At 50.6% G+C, this 20,828-nt stretch carries 14 protein-coding genes and 2 tRNA genes; 7 read left to right on the forward strand and 9 right to left on the reverse strand.

Features of this window, described 5'->3' with window-relative positions:
• The first annotated feature begins 76 nt into the window (after window positions 1-76).
• Both L6468_RS04395 and porE read left to right on the forward strand, forming a co-directional pair.
• Window positions 77-2,155 (forward strand): DNA topoisomerase 3, encoded by a 2,079-nt coding sequence (locus tag L6468_RS04395; RefSeq protein WP_237795694.1) that lies wholly within the window; start codon window positions 77-79, stop codon window positions 2,153-2,155.
• 28 nt (window positions 2,156-2,183) lie between these two features.
• Window positions 2,184-4,220 (forward strand): PorE family type IX secretion system protein, encoded by a 2,037-nt coding sequence (gene porE / locus L6468_RS04400; protein WP_237795696.1) that lies wholly within the window; start codon window positions 2,184-2,186, stop codon window positions 4,218-4,220.
• Here the strand turns inward: porE and L6468_RS04405 are convergent.
• The 5 genes from L6468_RS04405 to L6468_RS04425 all read right to left on the reverse strand — a co-directional run bounded on the left by L6468_RS04405 (window position 4,165) and on the right by L6468_RS04425 (window position 11,511).
• On the reverse strand, window positions 4,165-4,497 hold the full coding sequence (locus L6468_RS04405) for a DUF5056 domain-containing protein (protein WP_176756902.1): 333 nt from the start codon (window positions 4,495-4,497) through the stop codon (window positions 4,165-4,167). The two genes, porE and L6468_RS04405, sit on opposite strands and share 56 nt — an antisense overlap.
• Window positions 4,481-5,050: an RNA polymerase sigma factor gene (locus L6468_RS04410; protein WP_091816007.1), complete on the reverse strand. Its 570-nt coding sequence runs from the start codon at window positions 5,048-5,050 to the stop codon at window positions 4,481-4,483. Before L6468_RS04410 ends, L6468_RS04405 begins: the two co-directional genes overlap by 17 nt.
• A gap of 15 nt (window positions 5,051-5,065) precedes the next feature.
• Window positions 5,066-5,740 carry a DUF6249 domain-containing protein gene (locus L6468_RS04415; RefSeq protein ID WP_237795698.1) on the reverse strand — a complete coding sequence of 225 codons (675 nt, stop codon included), beginning with the start codon at window positions 5,738-5,740 and terminating at the stop codon, window positions 5,066-5,068.
• Window positions 5,741-5,838: 98 nt separating this feature from the next.
• Window positions 5,839-7,479, reverse strand: a complete 1,641-nt coding sequence (locus L6468_RS04420; RefSeq protein ID WP_237795708.1) for a family 43 glycosylhydrolase — start codon at window positions 7,477-7,479, stop codon at window positions 5,839-5,841.
• A gap of 69 nt (window positions 7,480-7,548) precedes the next feature.
• Window positions 7,549-11,511 carry a glycoside hydrolase family 2 TIM barrel-domain containing protein gene (locus L6468_RS04425; protein WP_237795715.1) on the reverse strand — a complete coding sequence of 1,321 codons (3,963 nt, stop codon included), beginning with the start codon at window positions 11,509-11,511 and terminating at the stop codon, window positions 7,549-7,551.
• A gap of 107 nt (window positions 11,512-11,618) precedes the next feature.
• On the opposite strand from L6468_RS04425, the gene L6468_RS04430 reads away from it, so the two are divergent.
• Window positions 11,619-12,887, forward strand: a complete 1,269-nt coding sequence (locus L6468_RS04430; protein ID WP_237795717.1) for a methyltransferase RsmF C-terminal domain-like protein — start codon at window positions 11,619-11,621, stop codon at window positions 12,885-12,887.
• Window positions 12,888-13,004: 117 nt separating this feature from the next.
• Here the strand turns inward: L6468_RS04430 and L6468_RS04435 are convergent.
• The 3 genes from L6468_RS04435 to L6468_RS04445 all read right to left on the reverse strand — a co-directional run bounded on the left by L6468_RS04435 (window position 13,005) and on the right by L6468_RS04445 (window position 14,326).
• Window positions 13,005-13,076: transfer RNA gene (locus L6468_RS04435), tRNA-Cys, on the reverse strand.
• 44 nt (window positions 13,077-13,120) lie between these two features.
• Window positions 13,121-13,315 (reverse strand): FeoB-associated Cys-rich membrane protein, encoded by a 195-nt coding sequence (locus L6468_RS04440; RefSeq protein WP_143005667.1) that lies wholly within the window; start codon window positions 13,313-13,315, stop codon window positions 13,121-13,123.
• 48 nt (window positions 13,316-13,363) lie between these two features.
• Window positions 13,364-14,326, reverse strand: coding sequence for a diacylglycerol/lipid kinase family protein (locus tag L6468_RS04445; RefSeq protein WP_237795729.1), 963 nt, complete (start codon window positions 14,324-14,326; stop codon window positions 13,364-13,366).
• Window positions 14,327-14,474: 148 nt separating this feature from the next.
• Between L6468_RS04445 and spt the strand changes: the two genes are divergently transcribed.
• The 3 genes from spt (at window position 14,475) to L6468_RS04460 (ending at window position 18,375) form a co-directional block, all read left to right on the forward strand.
• Entirely contained in the window at window positions 14,475-15,662 is a 1,188-nt protein-coding gene (gene spt / locus L6468_RS04450; RefSeq protein ID WP_091815992.1) for a serine palmitoyltransferase, read from the forward strand.
• A gap of 55 nt (window positions 15,663-15,717) precedes the next feature.
• Window positions 15,718-15,790: transfer RNA gene (locus L6468_RS04455), tRNA-Pro, on the forward strand.
• Window positions 15,791-15,924: 134 nt separating this feature from the next.
• Window positions 15,925-18,375, forward strand: a complete 2,451-nt coding sequence (locus tag L6468_RS04460; protein WP_237795731.1) for a helix-turn-helix domain-containing protein — start codon at window positions 15,925-15,927, stop codon at window positions 18,373-18,375.
• A 5-nt stretch (window positions 18,376-18,380) separates the two neighbouring features.
• Here the strand turns inward: L6468_RS04460 and radA are convergent, their stop codons facing one another.
• The gene (gene radA / locus L6468_RS04465; protein WP_091815986.1) at window positions 18,381-19,772 is read right to left on the reverse strand and encodes a DNA repair protein RadA; all 1,392 of its coding nucleotides are present in this window, start codon (window positions 19,770-19,772) and stop codon (window positions 18,381-18,383) included.
• Window positions 19,773-19,908: 136 nt separating this feature from the next.
• Between radA and L6468_RS04470 the strand changes: the two genes are divergently transcribed.
• Window positions 19,909-20,826, forward strand: a complete 918-nt coding sequence (locus L6468_RS04470) for an ABC transporter substrate-binding protein (protein ID WP_091851703.1) — start codon at window positions 19,909-19,911, stop codon at window positions 20,824-20,826.
• Window positions 20,827-20,828 lie beyond the last annotated feature (2 nt).

The raw sequence follows: 20,828 nt of genomic DNA on the forward strand, positions 1-20,828 counted from the left end.
TAGCGTCCAAATTATTCGGGAGAAAAGCGCAAAATATTTTTTTTTTGATTACCTTTGCATGCAAATTAAGAGAAACATGATTGTTTGTATAGCAGAGAAACCCAGCGTGGCGAAAGATATAGCACGTATCATCGGTGCTAACAGTAGTCACGACGGATATATGGAAGGCAACGGCTATCAGGTGACGTGGACATTCGGTCATCTGTGTGAGCTGAAGATGCCCGAGGACTATACGCCCGTGTGGAAGGCGTGGAGTCTGTCGGCACTACCCATGATTCCGCCTAAGTTCGGCATCCGCCTGAAGGACGATGCAGGCATCAAGAAGCAGTTTGCCATCATCGAGAGCCTGATGCAGAAGGCCGACGGCATCATCAACTGCGGTGACGCCGGACAGGAGGGTGAACTGATTCAGCGATGGGTGATGCAGAAAGCGCAGGCCAAGTGTCCGGTGCAGCGCCTGTGGATATCGTCGATGACCGACGAAGCCATCCGCGAGGGTTTCGCCACGCTGAAAGACCAGAACGAATATCAGTCGCTCTACCTGGCTGGACTGTCGAGGGCTGTGGGCGACTGGCTCCTTGGTATAAACTGTACGCGCCTGTATACCATTAAATATGGACAGAATAGGCAGGTGCTCTCCATCGGTCGTGTGCAGACGCCCACGCTGGCGCTGATCGTGAACCGTCAGAAGGAGATAGACAACTTCAAGCCGGAGCCCTACTGGGTGCTGGCCACCGTATATCGTGACACAACGTTCACGGCCACATCGGGTAAGTTCACGTCGAAGGAGGAGGGTGAGAAGGCCTTTGCCACCATCGAGGGAAAGCCATTCACGGTGACGAAGGTGGAGAAGAAAAACGGTAAGGAGACGCCGCCAAGCCTGTATGACCTGACCTCGCTGCAGGTGGACTGCAACAAGAAATTCGGGTTCTCGGCTGAGATGACGCTGAACATTATCCAGCAGCTCTACGAACAGAAACTGACCACCTATCCGCGTGTGGATACCACCTTCCTGCCGGATGATGTGTATGCTAAATGTCCGCAGACAATGAACGGACTGTTCCAAGTGAAGTTTGCCGGACAATCAGTTTATGCTGATTTGGTTAAAGCGTTGGGTGGTAAGCCGTTACAGAAGTCAAAGAAGGTGTTTGACTCGTCGAAAGTGACCGACCACCACGCCATTATCCCCACGGGAATCGTGCCCCAGAACCTGACGGATGTACAGCGTAAGGTGTACGACCTGATAGCCCGCCGTTTCATCTCGGTGTTCTATCCCGACTGTAAGTTTGCACAGACCACGGTACTGGGAGATGTGGACGGTGTGGAGTTCAAGGTGACCGGTCGTACCATCATTGATCCGGGATGGCGTGCCGTGTATGCAAAGGACGCTCAGACGGATGATGACGAGAAGAAGCCGGAGGAGGAAGAGCGCACGTTGCCTGCCTTCGTGAAAGGCGAGAGTGGGGAACATACGCCTACGCTGACGGAGAAGATGACCACGCCGCCAAAGTACTATACGGAGGCCACGCTGTTGCGTGCGATGGAGACGGCCGGTAAGCTGGTGGAGGATGAGGAACTGCGCAGGGCGATGAAGGAGAACGGTATCGGCCGTCCGTCAACGCGTGCTGCCATCATCGAGACGCTGTTCAAGCGCCATTATATCCGCAAGGAACGCAAGAACCTGTTGGCCACGCCTACGGGTATAGAACTGATAGACTTGATTCGTGAGGAGCTCCTGAAGAGTGCCGAACTGACGGGTATCTGGGAGAAGAAACTTCGCGACATAGAGGCGAAGAAATACGATCCGATGCAGTTTATCGATGAACTGAAGCAGCAGGTCACGGAAATTGTCCGCGAGGTGATTGGCGACACCACCAACCGTCGTGTCACCGTGACCACCGAAGAAGACCTGAAGGTCAAGAAGAAGCGCGCAACAAAATCCACTGCTCCCAAGTCTAACAACTCCCCTCTCTCACAGAGAGGGGCTGGGGGTGAGTCTGCAGGGGGTGAGTCTGCTGGGGGTGAGTCCGGTGATTCTTTGGCTGGCCAACCTTGCCCTGTTTGCGGCCAAGGCACCATTATCAAGGGCAAAACGGCCTATGGCTGTTCGCGCTGGAAGGAAGGATGCACTTTCCGCAAACCTTTTGAGCAATAAAACGGAGAAGTTTGCGTTATAATAGGGTATGCGCAAACTTATCGCAATCATATATACAGCATTAATCGGTCTCCTCGTCACAGGATGTGGAGCCGATTCTGCTATGCGTAAGGGTGACAAGTTCTATGCCCTGGGTGAATACAATGATGCTGCCGACCAGTACAAGAAGGCCTACTCGCAGACGAAGTCGAAGGACAAGCCCTTGCGCGGGCAGCGAGCCTTGAAACTGGCCGACTGCTACCGACGTATCAACTACACGCAGAAGGCTATCGGAGCCTACCAGAATGCGGTGCGATTTAAGCAGGCCGACTCTACGGCGATGCTCCATCTTGGGCGCTTGCAACTGAAAAACGGGTCGTATAAGGAGGCTGAGAAGATATTTAAAACGTTAGAGGATTCTATGCCGCGTAACATTCTGGTTAAGAATGGATTACAAAGTGCGCAGATGGCGCCGAAATGGAAGGCGGAAGCCCAGTATTCAGGCTATACGGTGAAGAAGCAGGACCTGTTTAACTCGCGCCGGTCGGAGTACTCACCGATGTTGGCTGGCGATGATTACAACCAATTGTATTTCTCGAGTACTCGCAGTCAGGCAAAGGGCGACGAACTGAGTGGCATCACGGGTACGAAGAATGCGGATATCTTCTTCTCACAGAAAGATGACAAGGGAAAATGGTCGAAGCCGGAGGTGATAGAGACCGACCTGAACACGGAGTTTGATGAGGGTGCCTGTGTCTTTACGCCCGACTTCAAGACGATGTATCTCACGGTGTGTAAGACCGACCCGGAATATCCGCGCTTTGCACAGATAGCCACCGCCCAGCGTAGTGATGCATCGTGGGGTAAGGCTACCGAACTGGAGATTACGAAGGACACGCTATCTACGTTTGCGCATCCTGCCATATCGCCCGATGGCATGTGGCTCTATTTCGTCAGCGACATGCCCGGCGGACTGGGCGGCTATGATATCTGGCGTGTGGAGATTACGGCCCACGGACTGAACAGTCTGGAGAATCTGGGGGCGCCTATCAACACGCCCGGCAACGAGATGTTTCCCACGTTCCGCCCGAATGGAGACTTGTATTTCTCGAGCGACGGGCATCCGGGATTCGGAGGCTTGGATATCTTTATAGCTTCGCCTAATAAGGATGGGGTGTATGTGATAGAGCACCCTGGCGCACCGCTCAACTCGCAGGGTGATGACTTCGGCATGACTTTCGAGGGACTGCACAACAGGGGCTATTTCTCGTCGAACCGTGGCGACGCACGCGGATGGGACCATATCTACTCGTTTGAGAAGCAGGAGGTGGTACAGACGGTGAAGGGCTGGGTGTACGAGAAAGACGGATACGAACTGCCTGAGGCACTGGTCTATATGGTGGGTAATGACGGTACGAACAAGAAACTGAGCGTGAAGGGTGACGGTTCGTTTACGGAACTGATAGACCCCAACGTGGACTATGTGTTCCTGGGTACGTGTAAGGGCTACCTGAACCATACGGAGGAGTTGCGCGTAGAACCGGTACTGGAGTCGGAGGAATACGTGCTGCAGTTCCCCCTGGCATCGCTCACGGCGCCTGTGCTCATCAGGAATATCTTCTATGATTTCGACAAGGCTACGCTGCGCCCGGAGTCAACCATGGCGCTGGATAGCTTAATAGAACTGCTCAACGAGAATGCGAATATCACCATCGAACTGAGTGCGCATACCGACTATCGTGGTTCGGCGGCCTACAACGAGCGACTCTCACAGCGTCGTGCGGAGAGTGTGGTGAATTATCTGATAGAACATGGTATAGCGGCGGATCGCCTGAAGCCCGTGGGCTACGGTAAGATGAAGCCTAAGACGGTGAAGCGCAAGCTCACGGAGACCTACCCCTGGCTGAAGGAGGGCGATGTGCTGACGGAGGAATTCATCAAGGCCCTAGACGAGGAGAAACAGGAGATATGCAACCAGTTGAACCGCCGCACGGAATTCACCGTGCTGCGTACAACCTACGGCATGGATGCTAAATCTGCAGACGCTCCATCTTCTGAACCAGTTCAACCACAGCCAGGGAGATAAGTACACCGGCTGTCATGAAGATGGGTACGGGGTGCAAATCGCCGATATTGGTATTCAGGAGTGTGAGGATACCGCGGAAGATGGGTTGCCAGCCTACGAATACCACGAAGGCCACGATGCCCAGCAGCACGCAGAAGAGTGTCCACAGATGCGACAGGCACACGGCGTTATAAGGCACCTTGCGCATCACACGTTCCGTAAATCCGTTGTCTTCCACCTTCACCGCCTTTGCGGGTTGGAAGAACTGTTCCAGTAATTGATCATTTATTTCCGTCATAGCCATTATTCTTTAAGTAGGTCGTCAGTTTCTCTTTACCGCGTCGCAGGTGCGACTTCACCGTATTCACCGGCATTTCTGTCATCTTGGCTATCTCGTCGAGCGAATAGCCGTCGATGAGCTGTAGGGTCACGCACACTCGCTCTTCCTCCTTGAGGATGGCGAGGGCTGAGTGGATATCAAGACCCACCCCCGTCCCCTCCCTGTAAGTGAGGGGCGTAGATTGACTTTGCTCCAGAGGGCGACCACTCCCCTCTCTCTCAGAGAGGGGCTGGGGGTGAGTCCTCCTCTTGTCGTCATAGTACACATTATACGCAATACGGAAGAGCCAGGTCTGAAACGAGGCGATACCCTGGAATTGCGTGATGTGGGTATAGGCACGGATAAAGGTGTCCTGTGCCAGGTCGTCGCTCAGCGCCTCGTTGCCCAGCGTGAGGTTGAGCAGGAACCGGCGCACGGGCGACTGGTATTTCCTTACCAACTGGTCGAAGGCCCGTCGGTTGTGGAATACCGCCACCTGTGCTACGAGGGATATATCGCTTAGCGACTGCATGGTCTTTATCTGGGTTTATTCGTGTTCTGGTTCCTGGGTGGATGTTCTGCTCTCGCTGCCTTTGTTGAACATGCGGTCGTGCAGCTCCTGCTCCTTCTGCTTCTGCTTGGCACCATAACCGATAGCCATGTTACCAATGCCAATCAGGGTGATGAGGACACCGATAGCCATTCCGAGTTTGCCGATAATCACCCACAGCAGTAAGCCAACGCCAGCGCCGAGGAATATCTGCTTGACACCTTTGTTCCACACGTCCTCTCCTTTCTGGCTGGGCATGCCCACGGCCTCTACGGGTATCTGCTTGCCACTCTTCATGGCCATCTCCATCATGCGCATCTTCTGCTTGCGGCTCTTATAGACGAAGAACAGGATGATGCCTATCAGGCCAACCGGGGCCAGGATAAAGATAATAATCAGGACGATAATCACAAATAACATACCTAACAGACCGTCGTCAATGCCTATTTCACTCATCAGGGAATTGGTGTCAGAGGCACTCATTCTGTCCCATACTTCATCTTCATCCCAGAAGTCCTCATCCATTGCAGCTGAGTCCAATGATGTGGTGTCAGAGTATGCCTCTATCTGAGGCACGGTGTCATTCTTAGGCGTAGCAGCCTTCTTCTGTGCTTCCATGGGCACTGCCATGGTCATGATGGCAAGTACCAGTGTAAATAGAATCTTTTTCATATTCTTTCTCCTTTTCTTTTGTTGTTTCTGTACGTTAGACGTAGGGAGAAATAAAAAAGTTGCAACGGGTGCAACTTTTTTTAAAAATAAATCAGATTTTATTTTGTCTGGAACGCAAAATTCTCGAGTTTGCAGAGGGATTTGCCCTTCGTATCCGACTTGAACACGAAGAAGATGGCGTGCTTGTCTGAATAGGTGGACAGGGGATCCAGGGGTACTGCAACCTCTGTGGGTACCTTCTTCATTTCTTTTGTCAGCTCCATAGAACCCAGTTTCACGCCACCGCGCGACTCCCAGGGACTGTCGATCATGATGTCAATCTGGCCCTTGATGCCTTCGGGGATGAAGTTGAGCAGCAGCGAGGTCTTCTTGCCTTCCGTCTCGGTGAAGTTGAAGTATTTATAACCTACGATAGACCCGTCGGTATTGTTGACCACCGAGTTGGTGTTGTTCTTCAGGTCGTAGGGCTTCTCAAACTTATCGTCGGTGCCATAGGAAGAGGCTACATAAGAACCAAAGAACGTGTTGTTAGGCCACTCGTGGATGGCGGTCTTTGGACCTGTGTACCAGCAGGCAATACCGGCAGAATGGCGCTCCAGCGGGTTCAGGCCATCGGTGCAGAAACCCTCGGAGGTATATTCGCCCTCGCTGATGAAGACCTTGCCGCCAGGACCTTCCTCTACTTCTACCTCGATAGGAGCCACCATAGCCTGACGGGCATACTCGTCGGTGCCTGTCTGACGATGATAGAACACCCACCATTGTCCGTTGATCTCGCAGATGCTGCCGTGGGTATTACCATCTACTGTGGCCGTAGCGATTGTGTCGCCCTGCTCGTTGACGTCACGTCCGCGTCCGTCGATGATGGTGCCGCCATAGGTCCAGGGACCCAGGGGGTTGTCGCTATAGGCATAGGCCAGCGTGTAGTTGGATATGGGCAGTCCGAACTCGCCATCCTTGGTGAAACGGCTATAGATGAAGACGTACTTGTCCTTAATCTTACGGATAGAAGAGGCCTCGAAGAAACTGAAGATGCCCTTCTGGTTGCGACCGGATATCATATCCTCCACAATCTTGGTGCCTGGTTTCACGGTAGCCATCGTGGCAGGGTCGAACTCGGCGGCATACGAGCGCTCAAAGCCCCAGTAGCCATACACGCGTCCGTCGTCATCTACGAAGACGGCGGGGTCGAACTGCAGCACGCCATCGGTGGCGTTGGGGTTCTCCTTACTCCAGTTGCACACCTCGAAAGGTCCGTCGGGGCGGCTGCTCTTACATACCATGCCGTTGCGTCCCCACGACTGGTTGTTGGGGAAGAGGTAATAGACCTTGTTGCCTGCCGAGTCGGTGGTCATCGTCACATCGGGTGCGAAGAGCACGTCGGCCAGTCCGGCACTGTCCAGCAGTTCACCATTGGCATTCTTGTTGACGCTGAATATCTCACCATCATAACGCCAGTCGGTGAGGTTGTCGACGGGTGCCGACCATACCACCTGGTCGCGTCCGCAGTAGGCTGTCACCAGGTCGTCGTGCGAGCCATACAGATAGACACGGTACTGGCCGGGATTGTCGGGATCCTCAAACACATAGGGTTCGCCATCGGGGATATGTTCCCAGAGTGGAAGGAAGGGGTTGCCCGGTGTGGTGAGTTTGGTTTCTGCCATCTCCTTGGGTTGTGTGTTACACGAAAGGACCATAGCCCCTAAGGCCATGTATCCTAGCAGATTCTTGTAGTTCATAGCGCTTATCTTTGTTTTTTTTTTCTTTTAGTCGCTACGCTTTGTAAAAGCGCTAAAGCGAGTCCCTTTTTACTTTTTCACCTTTTTACCTTTATTAATATAGATACCGCTGGGCAGTGACTGGAATTCGCCGGTATAGTGGCGTCCCTGCAGGTCGTAATAGCCGGTGTTGTTGGCCAGGGGCTTGTCTGTCACGGTGTTGATGCCTGTGATGTCTGCCTCGGCCTCGATACCTATCTCTGCTGCTGATGTCCAGGCTTTGCCATTGATTTCCGACTTGGCCACGAACTTCAGGTAGCGTCCTGCGGTGGATGTGGTGAGCTTGGCTGTCTGTTGGGCGGTGGTGTTCTTGAACTCGCCGCTGGCCACCTTGGTCCAGGTGGTCTTGTCCAGACTCAGGTATACCTCGTAGGCTTTCACCATACCGTTGCTGTTGCCATCCTGGCGAGCCAGGTAGGTGAAGGCCGTCACCTTGTAGATTTTCTTCATATCCACAACGATGGTGTGTGGGCACTGGGGTTCGTTGCTGCCCCAGGCCGTATGCCAGAACGTGCCGGTATTGTTGTCGAAGGCCAGTTTGGGCTCGTTGCCACCCTGGTAACTGTCGGCACTGACCAGTGCCCAGCTGGACTTGTTGATATAGAAGGGGAAGGTGTAGTCCATCTTCGGACTGTCCATCAAGCCCTCAGCCGTACAGTAGGCTGTCACCTTGCAGGCATCGTTGTGGAGCAGGGTAGTGGTGTATTTCTGATATTCCCCACCGTCGATACTGTAATAGATTGTGGCGTTCTTGGTAGGTGTTGTCATCTTGATGCGGCCAGTGCTCAGGCGTTCGCAACTCACGGGCTGACAAACGGGCATGTCGACGCGGGCTGCCTCGGCTGCCTTGACACCGGCTGTCAGGGGGATGATGAAGAAACGGAAGGCGGTATTGGCGGCTTTCAACTCGTATTTCGCCATCACATCAGGACCGCATGAGTTGTTGCCCAGGCCACGGGTGGCAGCGTCGAGGTTGACCACGGTAGTGGCGCACTTCACAAATTCGTAGGTGTGCTTCTTGCGGGTGTTGCTGTTGGTGTAGTTGTCTTCTGGACGGAAATGGACAGCCGAGGCGGCCATCTGGTCGGGGGCAGCAAAGAGCAGACCCTTGCCGTCTTCGTTGGTCACAGACAGCCAGCGCACCTCTTGTTTAGTGCCGTGCTCCTGGGGCAGAATATACTCTTCATACTGATCGGAGACGGTACTCTGGTAGATAGCAGGCAAACAGGCTTCTTTTCTGTCGCGATAGCTATCCCAAGGGCCGCGTCCGAACCATGAGATCTGTTCCATCTCCTTGGGCATCTCCAACTTAAAGCCGAGCTTAGGCAGGATGGCGCCTGTGTTGGCAGGACGGATAAACGAGTTGGTCATGATGGTACCGTCGGCACAGACGATGAAGTCGAGACTCACGTTGAAGGTGTTGGCACCACTGCCATAGGTGCTCTTCATGCTCACGGTGATGGTCTTGCCGTCTTCTGCCTTCGTCACGGTGGTAGAGGTGCCCTTAGCCGTACTGCTGAGCTTGGGCAGGTTCATGCCGTCCCAGGTACCTTTCTTGCTGCCATCATTATCCGTGGGCAGGCGGAAAGCGCTGAGATACAGTGGTTTGCTGAGCATCGTGACACCGTCAAGGGTGTAACCGGTCAGCGTACCCTTGCTCTTGGTGAAAGTGGCCTTGAAATGGGCACCGGTGATGGTGACGGCGGTACTGGTCTCGTCAAGGGTGAGGGCCTCCTCATTGGCAAAGGTGAGGTCCTTCATGGGTTTCGTGGCTGTCTTCACGGGCAGCTTCTCCTCTGCCACTACATAACCGGCATCGGCCCAGGCGGTCTGCGTGCGCTGTTTGGCACAGAAATAGATGAATGCCTCTTTGTCTGAAGAGAGTTCGCTGAGGGCGCTGAGGTCGATGGTGATATCCTTTGTCTTACCAGCCACAACCTCATCGCTGATGGAGCCAGAACCCAGGATATTTCCTTCCTCGTCCATCACGCTATAGCTCACGTCGTAGGTGGTACTGGGCAGGAAAGCCAACTTGTTCTTCATGCGGAACACGTTGGTCTTGCCACTCACGGCCGCCCATTCCAGGGGCTGGTATATCTTCTTCGTGTTATAGGTCTTGGCGGTATAGCTCAGGTCGGGGTGCACCAGTCCGTTGATACAGAAATTGCCGTCGTTGGGGTTGTCACCAAAGTCGCCGCCATAGGCCCAGTATTCCTTGCCCGTACTGCTCTTGGTGAGCAGGCCCTGGTCTTTGAAATCCCAGATGAATTCACCAGTCAGGCAGGGATATTTTTCGTATAGGTCGAACATCTCGCGTACATTACCCATTGAGTTGCCCATAGAGTGTGAGTTCTCGCATTGGATGTGTGGTTTGGGGTTGGTTTCTCTCTGGCGTGAGGAACCAATCCATTCGATAGTTTCGTAACTGCCATACATCGTTGATGATACATCGGCATAGTCGCTTCCGCCCTCGTAGTGGGTTGGACGCGTCTTGTCGAGCGCCTTGATGGCTGTCTGCACAGAGGCGAAGTTGTTGCCATTACCACTCTCATTACCAAACGACCACATGAAGATGCAGACGTGGTTGCGCATCCAGCGTACGTGGTTCTGTGAGCGCTCCACCATGGCATTCTTGAACTTAGTGTTGGATGACAGGCTCTGGTTGGCGTGGCACTCTACGTCGGCCTCGGCCAGTACATACATGCCGTATTTGTCGCACAGGTCATAGAACACAGGGTCGTTGGGATAGTGGGATGTACGTATGGCGTTGATATTCAGTCGTTTCATGCACAGAATATCCTGCTCAATCTCCTCGGGAGTGATGGCACGTCCGTTGACTGGAGAGAAGTCGTGACGGTTTACGCCGTGGAACACCATACGCTTACCGTTGATCAACAGCGAACCATTGCTGGCGATGGTCACCTCGCGGAAGCCAACCTTGCCACCACGGATATCAACCACCTTGCCCCCGGCATCCTTCAGTGTCAGCACCAGGTCGTAGAGGTTGGGCTCTTCGGCGCTCCATTTTCTGGGATTCGTCACGTCCATATCCAGACTGACGTCGGTGGCTTGGGATTTGAGGTTTGAGGTCTGAGAGGCAACGACGCTACTGCCGTCCATGATTTTCGCCTCTACCGTCATGCCTGCGTTCTCACCGCTGAGGGTCAGTTTTACGTTGGCCTTCGCATTGGCGTAGTTATTGTCCAGGTCGGTGGTGAAGAAGTAGTCGCGTATCTGACTCTTGGGTGCTGCCCACAGGAAACAGCTGCGGTGGATACCCGTGAGGCGCCAATAGTCCTGACACTCCAGGAACGAGCCACTGGTGAAGCGGTATACCTGCAGGGCAATGCTGTTCTCGCCCTCTGTGAGGTATGGTGTGATGTTGAATTCCGAGGGCAGGTAAGAGTCTTCCGAGTAACCTATGCGCTGTCCGTTGATCCACAGGTAGTAGCCGTGGCCCACGCTGTTGAAGCGTACGTAGATATCACGTCCCTGCCATTCCGCTGGCACGGTAAAGGTACGGCGATAGGTGCCCACGGGGTTGGGCATGTTGCTATTGTAGGTGAACCAACTGGGACGCTCCTTCATGATGCTGAAGGTGGTCTCGTCAAATGAGAACGGGTAGGCCACGTTACAATACAGGGGCTTGTCCCATGACTTGCCGTGATTCAGCCCCCATACCTGCCAACTGCTGGGCACGTCAATATCGGTCCAGGAGGCGTCGTTGAAGTCCTTGGCGCACCATTCCTCCTTGGCGCTGGTGGGCTTGGCCACCCATTGGAACTTCCACGTACCGTTGAGCGACTGGTAGTAAGGCGACTTACTGATGTCGTTTTGGTTGATGTCGGCTTCCGATGCCACCGGGATACTGATGGTATGTGCCGTTTCTCTGTTAACACTGGTTTTCAGAGGGTCGTCCCATTCCTTACCTGTCTGCGCATTCGCTGTCAGAACGGTAAGAATCAGACCACACAAATAGACAATCTTTCTCATTATGATTTAGGTTTTATTCTGATGTCTTGGTTTTTTAATCGTGCAAATTTACGAAAAAAATCATAATTCATAATTCATAATTCATAATTATTTTCTACTTTTGCAGAATGATGATACAACTGCCAAAAGAATTTATACATACAACGAAAGCGTTGATGGGTGAAGAGCGCTTCGAACGCTATCTTCATTCGTTTGAGGAAGAGACGCCTGTGAGCATCCGACTGAATCCGATGAAGCTGTCAGAGGGTAAATATCAGATGGAAGATGCGGTGCCCTGGTGTCGTAATGCCTATTATCTGGCCAAGCGTCCCAACTTTACTTTCGACCCTCTCTTTCATGCCGGCTGCTACTACGTGCAGGAGGCCGCCTCGATGTTTTTGGATGAAGTATTGAAGACCCTCCTCCGAGCCCTCCCTGAAATGAAGGGGAGTAATTACGCTCAAGAACAAATTCTTTCTACTCCTCTCCCTAGCAGGGAGGGGCTGGGGGTGAGTCTTGACCTCTGTGCTGCCCCTGGTGGCAAGTCCACGTTGCTCCGTTCTGCCCTGCCTGCGGATTGTGTGCTCTATAGCAACGAACCTATGCAGAAGCGTGCCAGTATTCTTCTGGAGAATGTGACGAAGTGGGGCTACAAGAATCATCATGTCACCAATCTCTATCCTCGAGACTATCGGAAGTCGAAGATGAAGTTCGACCTGATTCTCTGTGATGTGCCCTGCTCTGGTGAGGGTATGTTCCGCAAGGATGAGGCCACCATCAAGGAGTGGAGTCCGCAGAACGTGGAGAAATGCTGGCAGTTGCAGCGTGAGATAGTCAGCGATGCGTGGGCCTGTCTCAACAATGGCGGCATCCTGATTTACAGTACGTGTACCTTTAATACCAAGGAGAACGAGGAGAATGTCCGTTGGATACTGTCTGAGTTTGATGCTGAGGTGGTGCCCATTGAGACCAAGCCCGAGTGGAATATTACCGGTTCGCTCCTGCAGGACTTCGATGAGCCCGTCTATCGCTTCATTCCCGGCATCACGCGCAGTGAGGGCTTGTTTATGTGTGTGCTGCGTAAGGGTGGTGAAAGAAGTAAGAGGGATGATGTAAGAGGTAAGATGGACAGATTAAGGACTATGACATCAGACTTCAACCTTCAGCCGTCAGCTGTAAAAGTAGAACTGTCTTATTCTCAGGCCCTGGCTTATCTGCGTCGTGAGGCACTGGCGCTGCCTTCCGACACGCCTCTGGGTATTGTGGAAGTCTGTTTTATGGGGCATCCCTTAGGTCTGATGAAGAATATTGGCAATCGTGCCAATAACCTTTACCCCAAGGAGTGGCGCATCAAGACCACACACGTGCCGCAGGAGTACGAGCCTGTGTTGTGGTGAGGTTATTCATATGAATGTCGTAGGTGTCTGGCCTGCGGCTTTTTTTTTCTTAGTGGGTAATTGGGATGATGAAAAAAAATCCTGAAACCCATTTTGAGGTTTCAGGACTTTTCTCTGAGGTGCCTGGCGGATTCGAACCGCCGTAGACGGTTTTGCAGACCGTTGACTAAGCCACTCATCCAAGGCACCAACTATATTTCCTTGTTTGCGGGTGCAAAGGTAGTCATTTTTTTTTATTTGGCAAAATTTTTTTGTGGTTTTTTGCAGTCGCAGCATGGATTTCCTCCTTTTTTCTGCATTTGCTCTTTCAGCGCACAGCCAGGACAATCGTCGCATGCGCAACTCTTGTTTCTTATCGTGCGGGTAATCCTGTTCACGACATAGGCTACAGAGGCGATGATGATGGCAATGACGATGATGATTTCCATAGGGGTGTACAAATTATAATTATGTTCGCGCGTACATTATTAATATAATTATATGATGATTTTGTCTATTGTCTTGCTGATATTGTCGATTACCTTGCCTGGTTTGGCATCATCTTGCGTGCGATCTGGGTTGATGATGGCTTTCAGTCCTAAGGGTTCTATGCGTACGTCGATGTCTGTGCCCATCTTTGTGGGGTCACCATCGAAATGTACGGCACCGGATTCGTTGCGATGGATATGGATGCTGCGTGCCTGGAACGTCTTGATGTGCTTGTTGCTCTTCAGTGTCTTGGCAAAGAGATCGAATCCTACCTTTGCAGCCTCGATGATATTGAAGGGCTCCATGATAATCACGTCGAGAAGTCCGTCCTGCATGGATGCCTCAGGAGCTATATAGGCATTGTTGCCATATTGGGAGGCATTGGCGCAGGCCACGAGGAAGGCGTTGTACTGATGATTGCCTGACTCATCGGTGATGATGTAGGTGTCCGGTTTGTAGGTGAGTCCCTCCTTGAGTACGTTTTCCACGTAGGTGGCAAGACCGCGCTTGCCAGACTCGGCAAATTTCAGTGAGACATAGGCATCGAAGCCCATGCCACAGGTGCAGAAGAAGGGCTGGTCGTTGATGACGCCATAGTCGAAATAGTCTGTCTTTCCTGCATTGATAACCTGCAGGGCCTGCTTCATATCCATCGGAAGACAGAGATGACGGGCTAGTCCGTTGCCAGATCCGCTGGGGATAATTCCCAGAGCCGTCTCACTGTGGGCGAGTGAGCGTGCCACTTCGTTGACGGTACCGTCGCCACCTACAGCCACGCAGATGTCTATATGGTCATTCACGCACTGGCTGGCAAGCTCGGCTGCATGTCCGGCATATTCTGTTTTGATGATTTCACACTCGTAGAGACTGTCATCAATCAACTGCTTGACGAGTAGGGGTAGGGTGTCTTTTGATTTAGTACCCGATATAGGATTAACGATAAAGGTAATGTTCTTTTTCTTCTTTTGCATAGTGCAAAATTACATATTTTGGATGAAAAAAGAGGTGTAAATGATGAATAAAAAGAAAAAAACAAACTTTTATTAAGAAAAATGTGCACGATTTGCGGAATTTTGTGTAACTTTGCACCCCAAATAAAAGTGAAACCTAACAAAAGATATGGGACAACTACAAGAAAGATATAAGTCGTATCGCATTCCTCAGGAGGCAATGGCTAAGGGAATCTACCCCTATTTCCGTGCTATTGAGGGCAAACAGGGTACGGAAGTTGAGATGGGCGGACACAAGGTTTTGATGTTTGGCTCAAATGCATATACTGGTCTGACAGGCGATCAGCGCATCATTGACAAAGCTAAGGCTGCGCTCGATAAATATGGCTCTGGTTGTGCTGGAAGCCGTTTCCTGAATGGTACGTTGGACTTGCATATCCAGCTGGAGAAGGAAATCGCTGAATTTATTGGTAAGGATGACTGTCTCTGCTTTAGCACTGGATTCTCAGTAAACCAGGGTGTTATTCCTGCATTGCTGGGTAAGGATGACTTCGTGATTTGCGATGATCGTGACCACGCATCTATCGTAGATGGCCGTCGTCTGGCTTTCGCTAAGCAGCTCCACTATAAGCACAACGATATGGAAGATTTGGAGCGTGTGCTTCAGAAACTTCCTGCTGAAGCTATCAAGCTCATTGTGGTAGATGGTGTGTTCTCAATGGAGGGCGACCTGGCTAAGCTGCCCGAAATTGTGAAGCTGAAGCATAAGTACAACTGCTCAATCATGGTTGACGAGGCTCACGGTGTTGGCGTATTCGGTCGTCAGGGACGTGGTGTTTGTGACCATTTCGGACTGACTGATGAGGTTGACCTGATTATGGGTACTTTCTCAAAGTCACTGGCTTCTATCGGTGGTTTTATCACTGCTGATGCTGATACCATCAACTGGTTGCGCCATACATGTCGTACTTATATCTTCTCTGCTTCTAACACCCCTGCAGCTACTGCAGCTGCTATGGAGGCTCTGCATATCCTGCAGCAGGAGCCCGAGCGTATTGAGAAGTTGTGGAAGGTGACCCGCTATGCTTTGAAGCGCTTCCGTGAGGAGGGCTTCGAGATTGGCGATACAGAGAGCCCCATCATTCCTCTTTATGTAAGAGATACCGATAAGACATTCCTGGTAACTGCCCTGGCTTTCAATGCTGGTGTATTTATCAACCCTGTAATTCCTCCTGCATGTGCTCCTCAGGACACGCTGGTGCGCTATGCCTTGATGGCTACACACACCGAGGAACAGGTAGAACGTTCGGTAATTGCACTGAAAAAGATCTTTGTTGAACAAGGAATTATAAAATAATTGCGGAAAAATTTGCAAAGGTCACAAAAATTGTGTACCTTTGCACCCGCAAAAACGAGGTGTAGCGCAGTTGGTAGCGTTCCTGGTTTGGGACCAGGCTGTCGCAGGTTCGAGTCCTGTCACCTCGACTAGCAGATAAATTAGGAAAGCATTTAGTCAAAATGGCTAAATGTTTTCTTTTTTTATTCATTTTTCTGTCAAAAAGTTTGCAAAGAAAGATTTTTTCACTATCTTTGTAGCCAGATTAATCGGCTATAGCGATATGAAATCTATACTAAGGGTCTTTACTATAATACTACTACTGCTAGGAAATCAGCACGCCGAGGCTTTTGAGGGACGAACCTTCAAAACCATTAATGCATCCAATGAGTTGGCAGATAATAGTGCGCAGATTGTTGTCTGCACAAAGACCGGTCGTATGATTATCGCTACACTTGGAAGCCTGAACTTCTATAATGGTTCGGGATTCTCACATATCACTCCTCATCACGACTGTCAGTATCAGTTGCCACGCTATACTGGTAACTATCGCCTGGGGTTTGACCGTAAGCATCATATATGGTTGAAGAATTCGCATACGTTGACATGTGTAGACCTGTTGATGGAGCAGTTTATTGTGAATGTCGACAGTGTCATCAATGATTTAGGGTGTCACGAGCCTATAGAAGATTTGTTCGTGGATTCGGAGGGAGGCGTGTGGCTTCTCACGGAAAAAGGTCTCTTTGGAGTAAACGACCAGCAGACGTATACCGTGCTGCGTGATCAGAACCTGCAGGATGTGGATGTGTATGAAAACCTGCTGCTTACTTTCTATGGCAATGGTGAGGAGGTTGGTCAGGACCTTAAAACGGGTAAGACCGTGCATCGTACACGTGCTTATGACTGGGATACAGGACAGCGCTACAATCAGACATCGGCTATCATTCGTTATGAAGACGGCTATTTCATGGTGAGAAATGGTGAGAAAGAGTCTGCGTTCTTGTATTTTGATGTGAAACAGTTGCAGTGGACGGTTATTCAGACTTTCACCTTCCATGTCAATCATCTTGCCCTTCATGACGAAATGATTTATTTGCCATCACAACGTGGATTCGGCATATTTGACATCAAGCAGAATAACATGGCCTGGGTGGATGAGTTCCCGCTTGTTGACGGACGTAAGGTTCAGACAGATTGTAATATGATTGCCTTTGATCGTCAGGATGGTATGTGGATCGGCACAGAAGACCGTGGCGTACTTTATTCCCGTCCGGCAAAATTACAGTTTATGTCGTACGCCGTTTCAACACCGGAAGCTGAGCACTATTCCAGGATGATGGATGAGTTGAATCAGAATATCACGGAATTTCATGGTCTGCGTGCCAACTGTATGTTTATGGACAGTAGGGGCTGGTCGTGGATAGGTACGACAACAGGACTCTATCTGTATAAGACGCCTCAGTCGGAACCACTGGTATTCTCCAAGAGAAACGGATTCTATAATAATGTGGTCCATACGGTGGTGGAAGATAGGAATCATAATATCTGGGCTGCTACGTCAAATGGTGTCTCCTATGTACGTTTCAAGGGTGAGAAGGTGGAGTTTGTCAATAGCTTCAATGATATTGACGGCGTGCCAAGCGAGTCCTTTGTAAATTGTAAGGGCAGGATGCTTGATGACGGTACGATTATTATGCAGGCTATAGATCATGTCGTGCGATTCAATCCTGACGATTTGGAGGAGGTCAATACACCTCATCCCTATAAACTGTTTCCCAAGCTGATTCGCCTGATGGTGAATGGAAATAATATTGAACCCGATATGATGATGGATAATCATATCGTTATTGACAGAGCATTGTCACGTACATGGGAAATCGTGTTGAGCAGTGAACATTCGTCGGTATCTCTGACTTTCTCGCCTCTAAACTACTATCGTCCTCTGCAGACGTACTACAGACTCAGGATAAAAGGTGTTAAGGAATATGAGGAATGGACACTGCTATCCGTCTTTAATAGTGGTGGAAAGGTTGATTCCAAAGGTATGTTGCATGTTCCACTGATGGGATTGGCTCCAGGTTCATATCAATTGGAACTGCAGGCTTCGATGTATCCTGACCAGTGGGATGGGGAACCGTTTATTTGGAATATCATCGTCAACGAACCTTGGTGGCAGACTACCGGTATCTTGTGGCTTCTCGGCATCATCGTATTTATGATTGGTATTACCAATTTCGTCTTCTATATGCGAAACGAGCGCATGCGTATGCGCAGGAGTCATGGTGAAGGTGATATGATACGAAAGATACGTCAGTTTGTGACACGCTGTAATACCGATACAAGTGAATCCCTGTCACCGATGCATGAAGAGTATGGCCATAATTCCGAGAATGCAGACGTCAAACTGAGTCCGGAGTTTATGGAGGTGATGATGCGTATCCTGCCTTATGTAAAGGCTCACATGAGGGGTGACTTGAGTATGGCACAGTTGAGCCATGTGGCAGAAATGGATGTGGTGCCTTTCTATGAGTTGATGATGGATAATATCTATAAGAGTCCTCGCGACCTGGCACGTTTCTATCGTCTGGAGAATGCCACAAAACTATTGCTGACAACGGATCATACGATAGAACAAATTGCAGAGGAATGTGGATTCTTTACTGCCAATTATATGATTGGCACCTTCTTCCATCAGTATAAGCAGACGCCTCAGGAATATCGTGAGAGTCATTAATAAGGTTATCCGAATAGGGCACGGAGGGCTTCTTCCACTTTCCTGACGGGATGAATCTCAATCTTGTATTTCTTTGTGTTGAGACCTTGCATGTTATAGCGAGGGATGATGATGTGCTGGAATCCTAATTTCTCAGCCTCGGCAATACGTTGGTCAATACGATTGACAGGTCGCACCTCACCACTTAATCCTACCTCGCCGGCCATGCACCAGCCTGGTTCGATGGGTGTGTCAACATTTGACGAGAGTACGGCAGCAATGACGGATAGGTCCATAGCCAAGTCTGTAACCCTCAGTCCGCCAGCGATATTCACAAAGACATCCTTCTGCATCAGTTTGAATCCTACGCGTTTTTCCAGGACAGCCAGCAGCATATTCAATCGGCGCTGATCAAAACCTGTGGCCGAACGTTGTGGGGTGCCATAGGCTGCTGATGATACAAGGGCCTGGGTCTCAAGCAGGAACGGACGTACACCTTCAATGGCACTGGAGATGGCAATGCCGGACAGACCTTCATGGTCTTGTGTGAGCAGAAGTTCTGATGGGTTGTTCACCTGTCTGAGGCCGTTTTGCAGCATCTCGTAGATACCTAGTTCTGATGTGCTTCCAAAACGATTCTTGATACTTCTCAGGATACGATACATATAATGCTGGTCGCCCTCAAACTGAATGACGGTGTCAACGATATGTTCCAACACCTTTGGACCTGCCAGTGTACCTTCCTTTGTGATATGTCCAATCAGGATGACAGGTACGCCACTTGTCTTGGCAAATCGCAATAATGCAGCAGCACACTCACGTACCTGAGCCACGGAGCCGGCACTTGACTCAACATCCTCAGTGGCAATGGTCTGTATGGAGTCAACAACAACCAGGTCTGGTTGTTCTTCCTTGATATGTTCAAAGATATGTTCCAGTGCGTTCTCGCACAGAATCATAAAGTTCTCTGGATTGGGCTGTCCGTTTAAGATGCGCTCTGCACGCATCTTCAACTGGTGGGCACTTTCCTCACCACTGACGTAGAGAATGCGCTTGTCGGTAAGACGGAGCATGGTCTGTAATGACAGCGTGGATTTTCCGATTCCAGGTTCGCCGCCAAGCAGTACGATACTGCCTGGTACCAGACCACCTCCAAGAACGCGGTTCAGCTCTTCGTCATGCATATCGATACGTTTCTCGTCATGGCTGCTTATCTCGCTGAGTCTCATGATGCGGTTGGTGCGTAGGGCATGACCTGTCTTGGCTGCGGCGGAGGTGGCACTCTGTCTGACGTTGTCAGTACTGAGCTTGATTTCCTTGAATGTGTTCCACCGTCCGCAAGACGGACACTTTCCAATCCATTTTGCTGATTCTTGTCCGCAGTTCTCGCAGACGTATGCTGTCTTGTCCTTTGCCATTCTGAGTTTTCTTATATCAAGTTTGATGCAAAGGTACTAAATTCAAAGGCTCTATACAAGGCTTTTTACTTTATTAACTCTTGTATTTGGTGAATGATTTCGCAGTTACAAAAGAATTTAGTACTTTTGCACCACGATGAACGGAATAAGACTATTTTTTACTATCGCCACTGGTTTGTTGTGTTTTGTTGCATGTGCAGGCAGGGGTGATAATACGCAAACGGATAATGAAAAAGATACGCGGGAGTCAGACTCTGCCTCACTGCGTATTGCGGTGATGCCTACCATAGACTGTCTGCCCTTGTTTGTGGCAGAGGAGGAGGGTATGTTTGAACGTCATGGTGTCAGCGTAAGCCTCTATCCCTATCAGGCTCAGATGGATTGTGACACGGCCATTCGGAATGGATGGGTGGATGCAATGGTGACGGATCTGGTGAGAGCAGAGCGTCTGAAGAGTCAGGGCGTGCAGTTGCGTTACCTTACTGCTACAGACTTGCAATGGCAACTGTTGGCCGGAAAACATGCTCGCCTGAAGAAACTGGGACAACTCGAGAACAAAATGATTGCGATGACGCGTTATTCCGCTACAGCTATGTTGGCTGACGTGCTTGTGGATAGTGCTTCTGTCATCAATGAGCATGTGTTCAGGATTCAGGTTAACGACCTTGGTGTACGTCTTCAGATGTTGGAGACTGAAACCATGGATGCTATGTTCCTGCCTCAGCCTCAAGCTACTGCTGCAAAACTGTTAGGTGCCGAAGTTCTCTATGATACGCAGTGGAATGATGTCTGCATGGGGGCGATGGTCGCCAGTGAGGCTTCTCAGTGTGATACGTTGCGCCAGCGTCTGACAAAAGGTATGCTGAAAGCCTATGGTGAAGCTTGCGATACCATCAATAAACGTGGTGTGAGATTTTACAGTAAACTGTTGGCACAGCGATGTGGACTGAAGGGTGGAGTGGCGGACTCCATATCTTCGGATATTCATTTTAACGGGGTGCGTCAGCCACGTCAGCAAGATATTACGAGAGCTACTTCATGGCTTAATAAATAATT

The sequence above is a fragment of the Prevotella communis genome, assembly GCF_022024115.1.
Taxonomy (GTDB): domain Bacteria; phylum Bacteroidota; class Bacteroidia; order Bacteroidales; family Bacteroidaceae; genus Prevotella; species Prevotella communis.

Coding starts and splice junctions, on each gene's coding strand:
- L6468_RS04395 (WP_237795694.1), top strand. CDS start 77: ATGATTGTTTGTATAGCAGAGAAACCCAGCGTGGCGAAAGATATAGCA.
- porE (WP_237795696.1), top strand. CDS start 2,184: ATGCGCAAACTTATCGCAATCATATATACAGCATTAATCGGTCTCCTC.
- L6468_RS04405 (WP_176756902.1), bottom strand. CDS start 4,497: ATGACGGAAATAAATGATCAATTACTGGAACAGTTCTTCCAACCCGCA.
- L6468_RS04410 (WP_091816007.1), bottom strand. CDS start 5,050: ATGCAGTCGCTAAGCGATATATCCCTCGTAGCACAGGTGGCGGTATTC.
- L6468_RS04415 (WP_237795698.1), bottom strand. CDS start 5,740: ATGAAAAAGATTCTATTTACACTGGTACTTGCCATCATGACCATGGCA.
- L6468_RS04420 (WP_237795708.1), bottom strand. CDS start 7,479: ATGAACTACAAGAATCTGCTAGGATACATGGCCTTAGGGGCTATGGTC.
- L6468_RS04425 (WP_237795715.1), bottom strand. CDS start 11,511: ATGAGAAAGATTGTCTATTTGTGTGGTCTGATTCTTACCGTTCTGACA.
- L6468_RS04430 (WP_237795717.1), top strand. CDS start 11,619: ATGATGATACAACTGCCAAAAGAATTTATACATACAACGAAAGCGTTG.
- L6468_RS04440 (WP_143005667.1), bottom strand. CDS start 13,315: ATGGAAATCATCATCGTCATTGCCATCATCATCGCCTCTGTAGCCTAT.
- L6468_RS04445 (WP_237795729.1), bottom strand. CDS start 14,326: ATGCAAAAGAAGAAAAAGAACATTACCTTTATCGTTAATCCTATATCG.
- spt (WP_091815992.1), top strand. CDS start 14,475: ATGGGACAACTACAAGAAAGATATAAGTCGTATCGCATTCCTCAGGAG.
- L6468_RS04460 (WP_237795731.1), top strand. CDS start 15,925: ATGAAATCTATACTAAGGGTCTTTACTATAATACTACTACTGCTAGGA.
- radA (WP_091815986.1), bottom strand. CDS start 19,772: ATGGCAAAGGACAAGACAGCATACGTCTGCGAGAACTGCGGACAAGAA.
- L6468_RS04470 (WP_091851703.1), top strand. CDS start 19,909: ATGAACGGAATAAGACTATTTTTTACTATCGCCACTGGTTTGTTGTGT.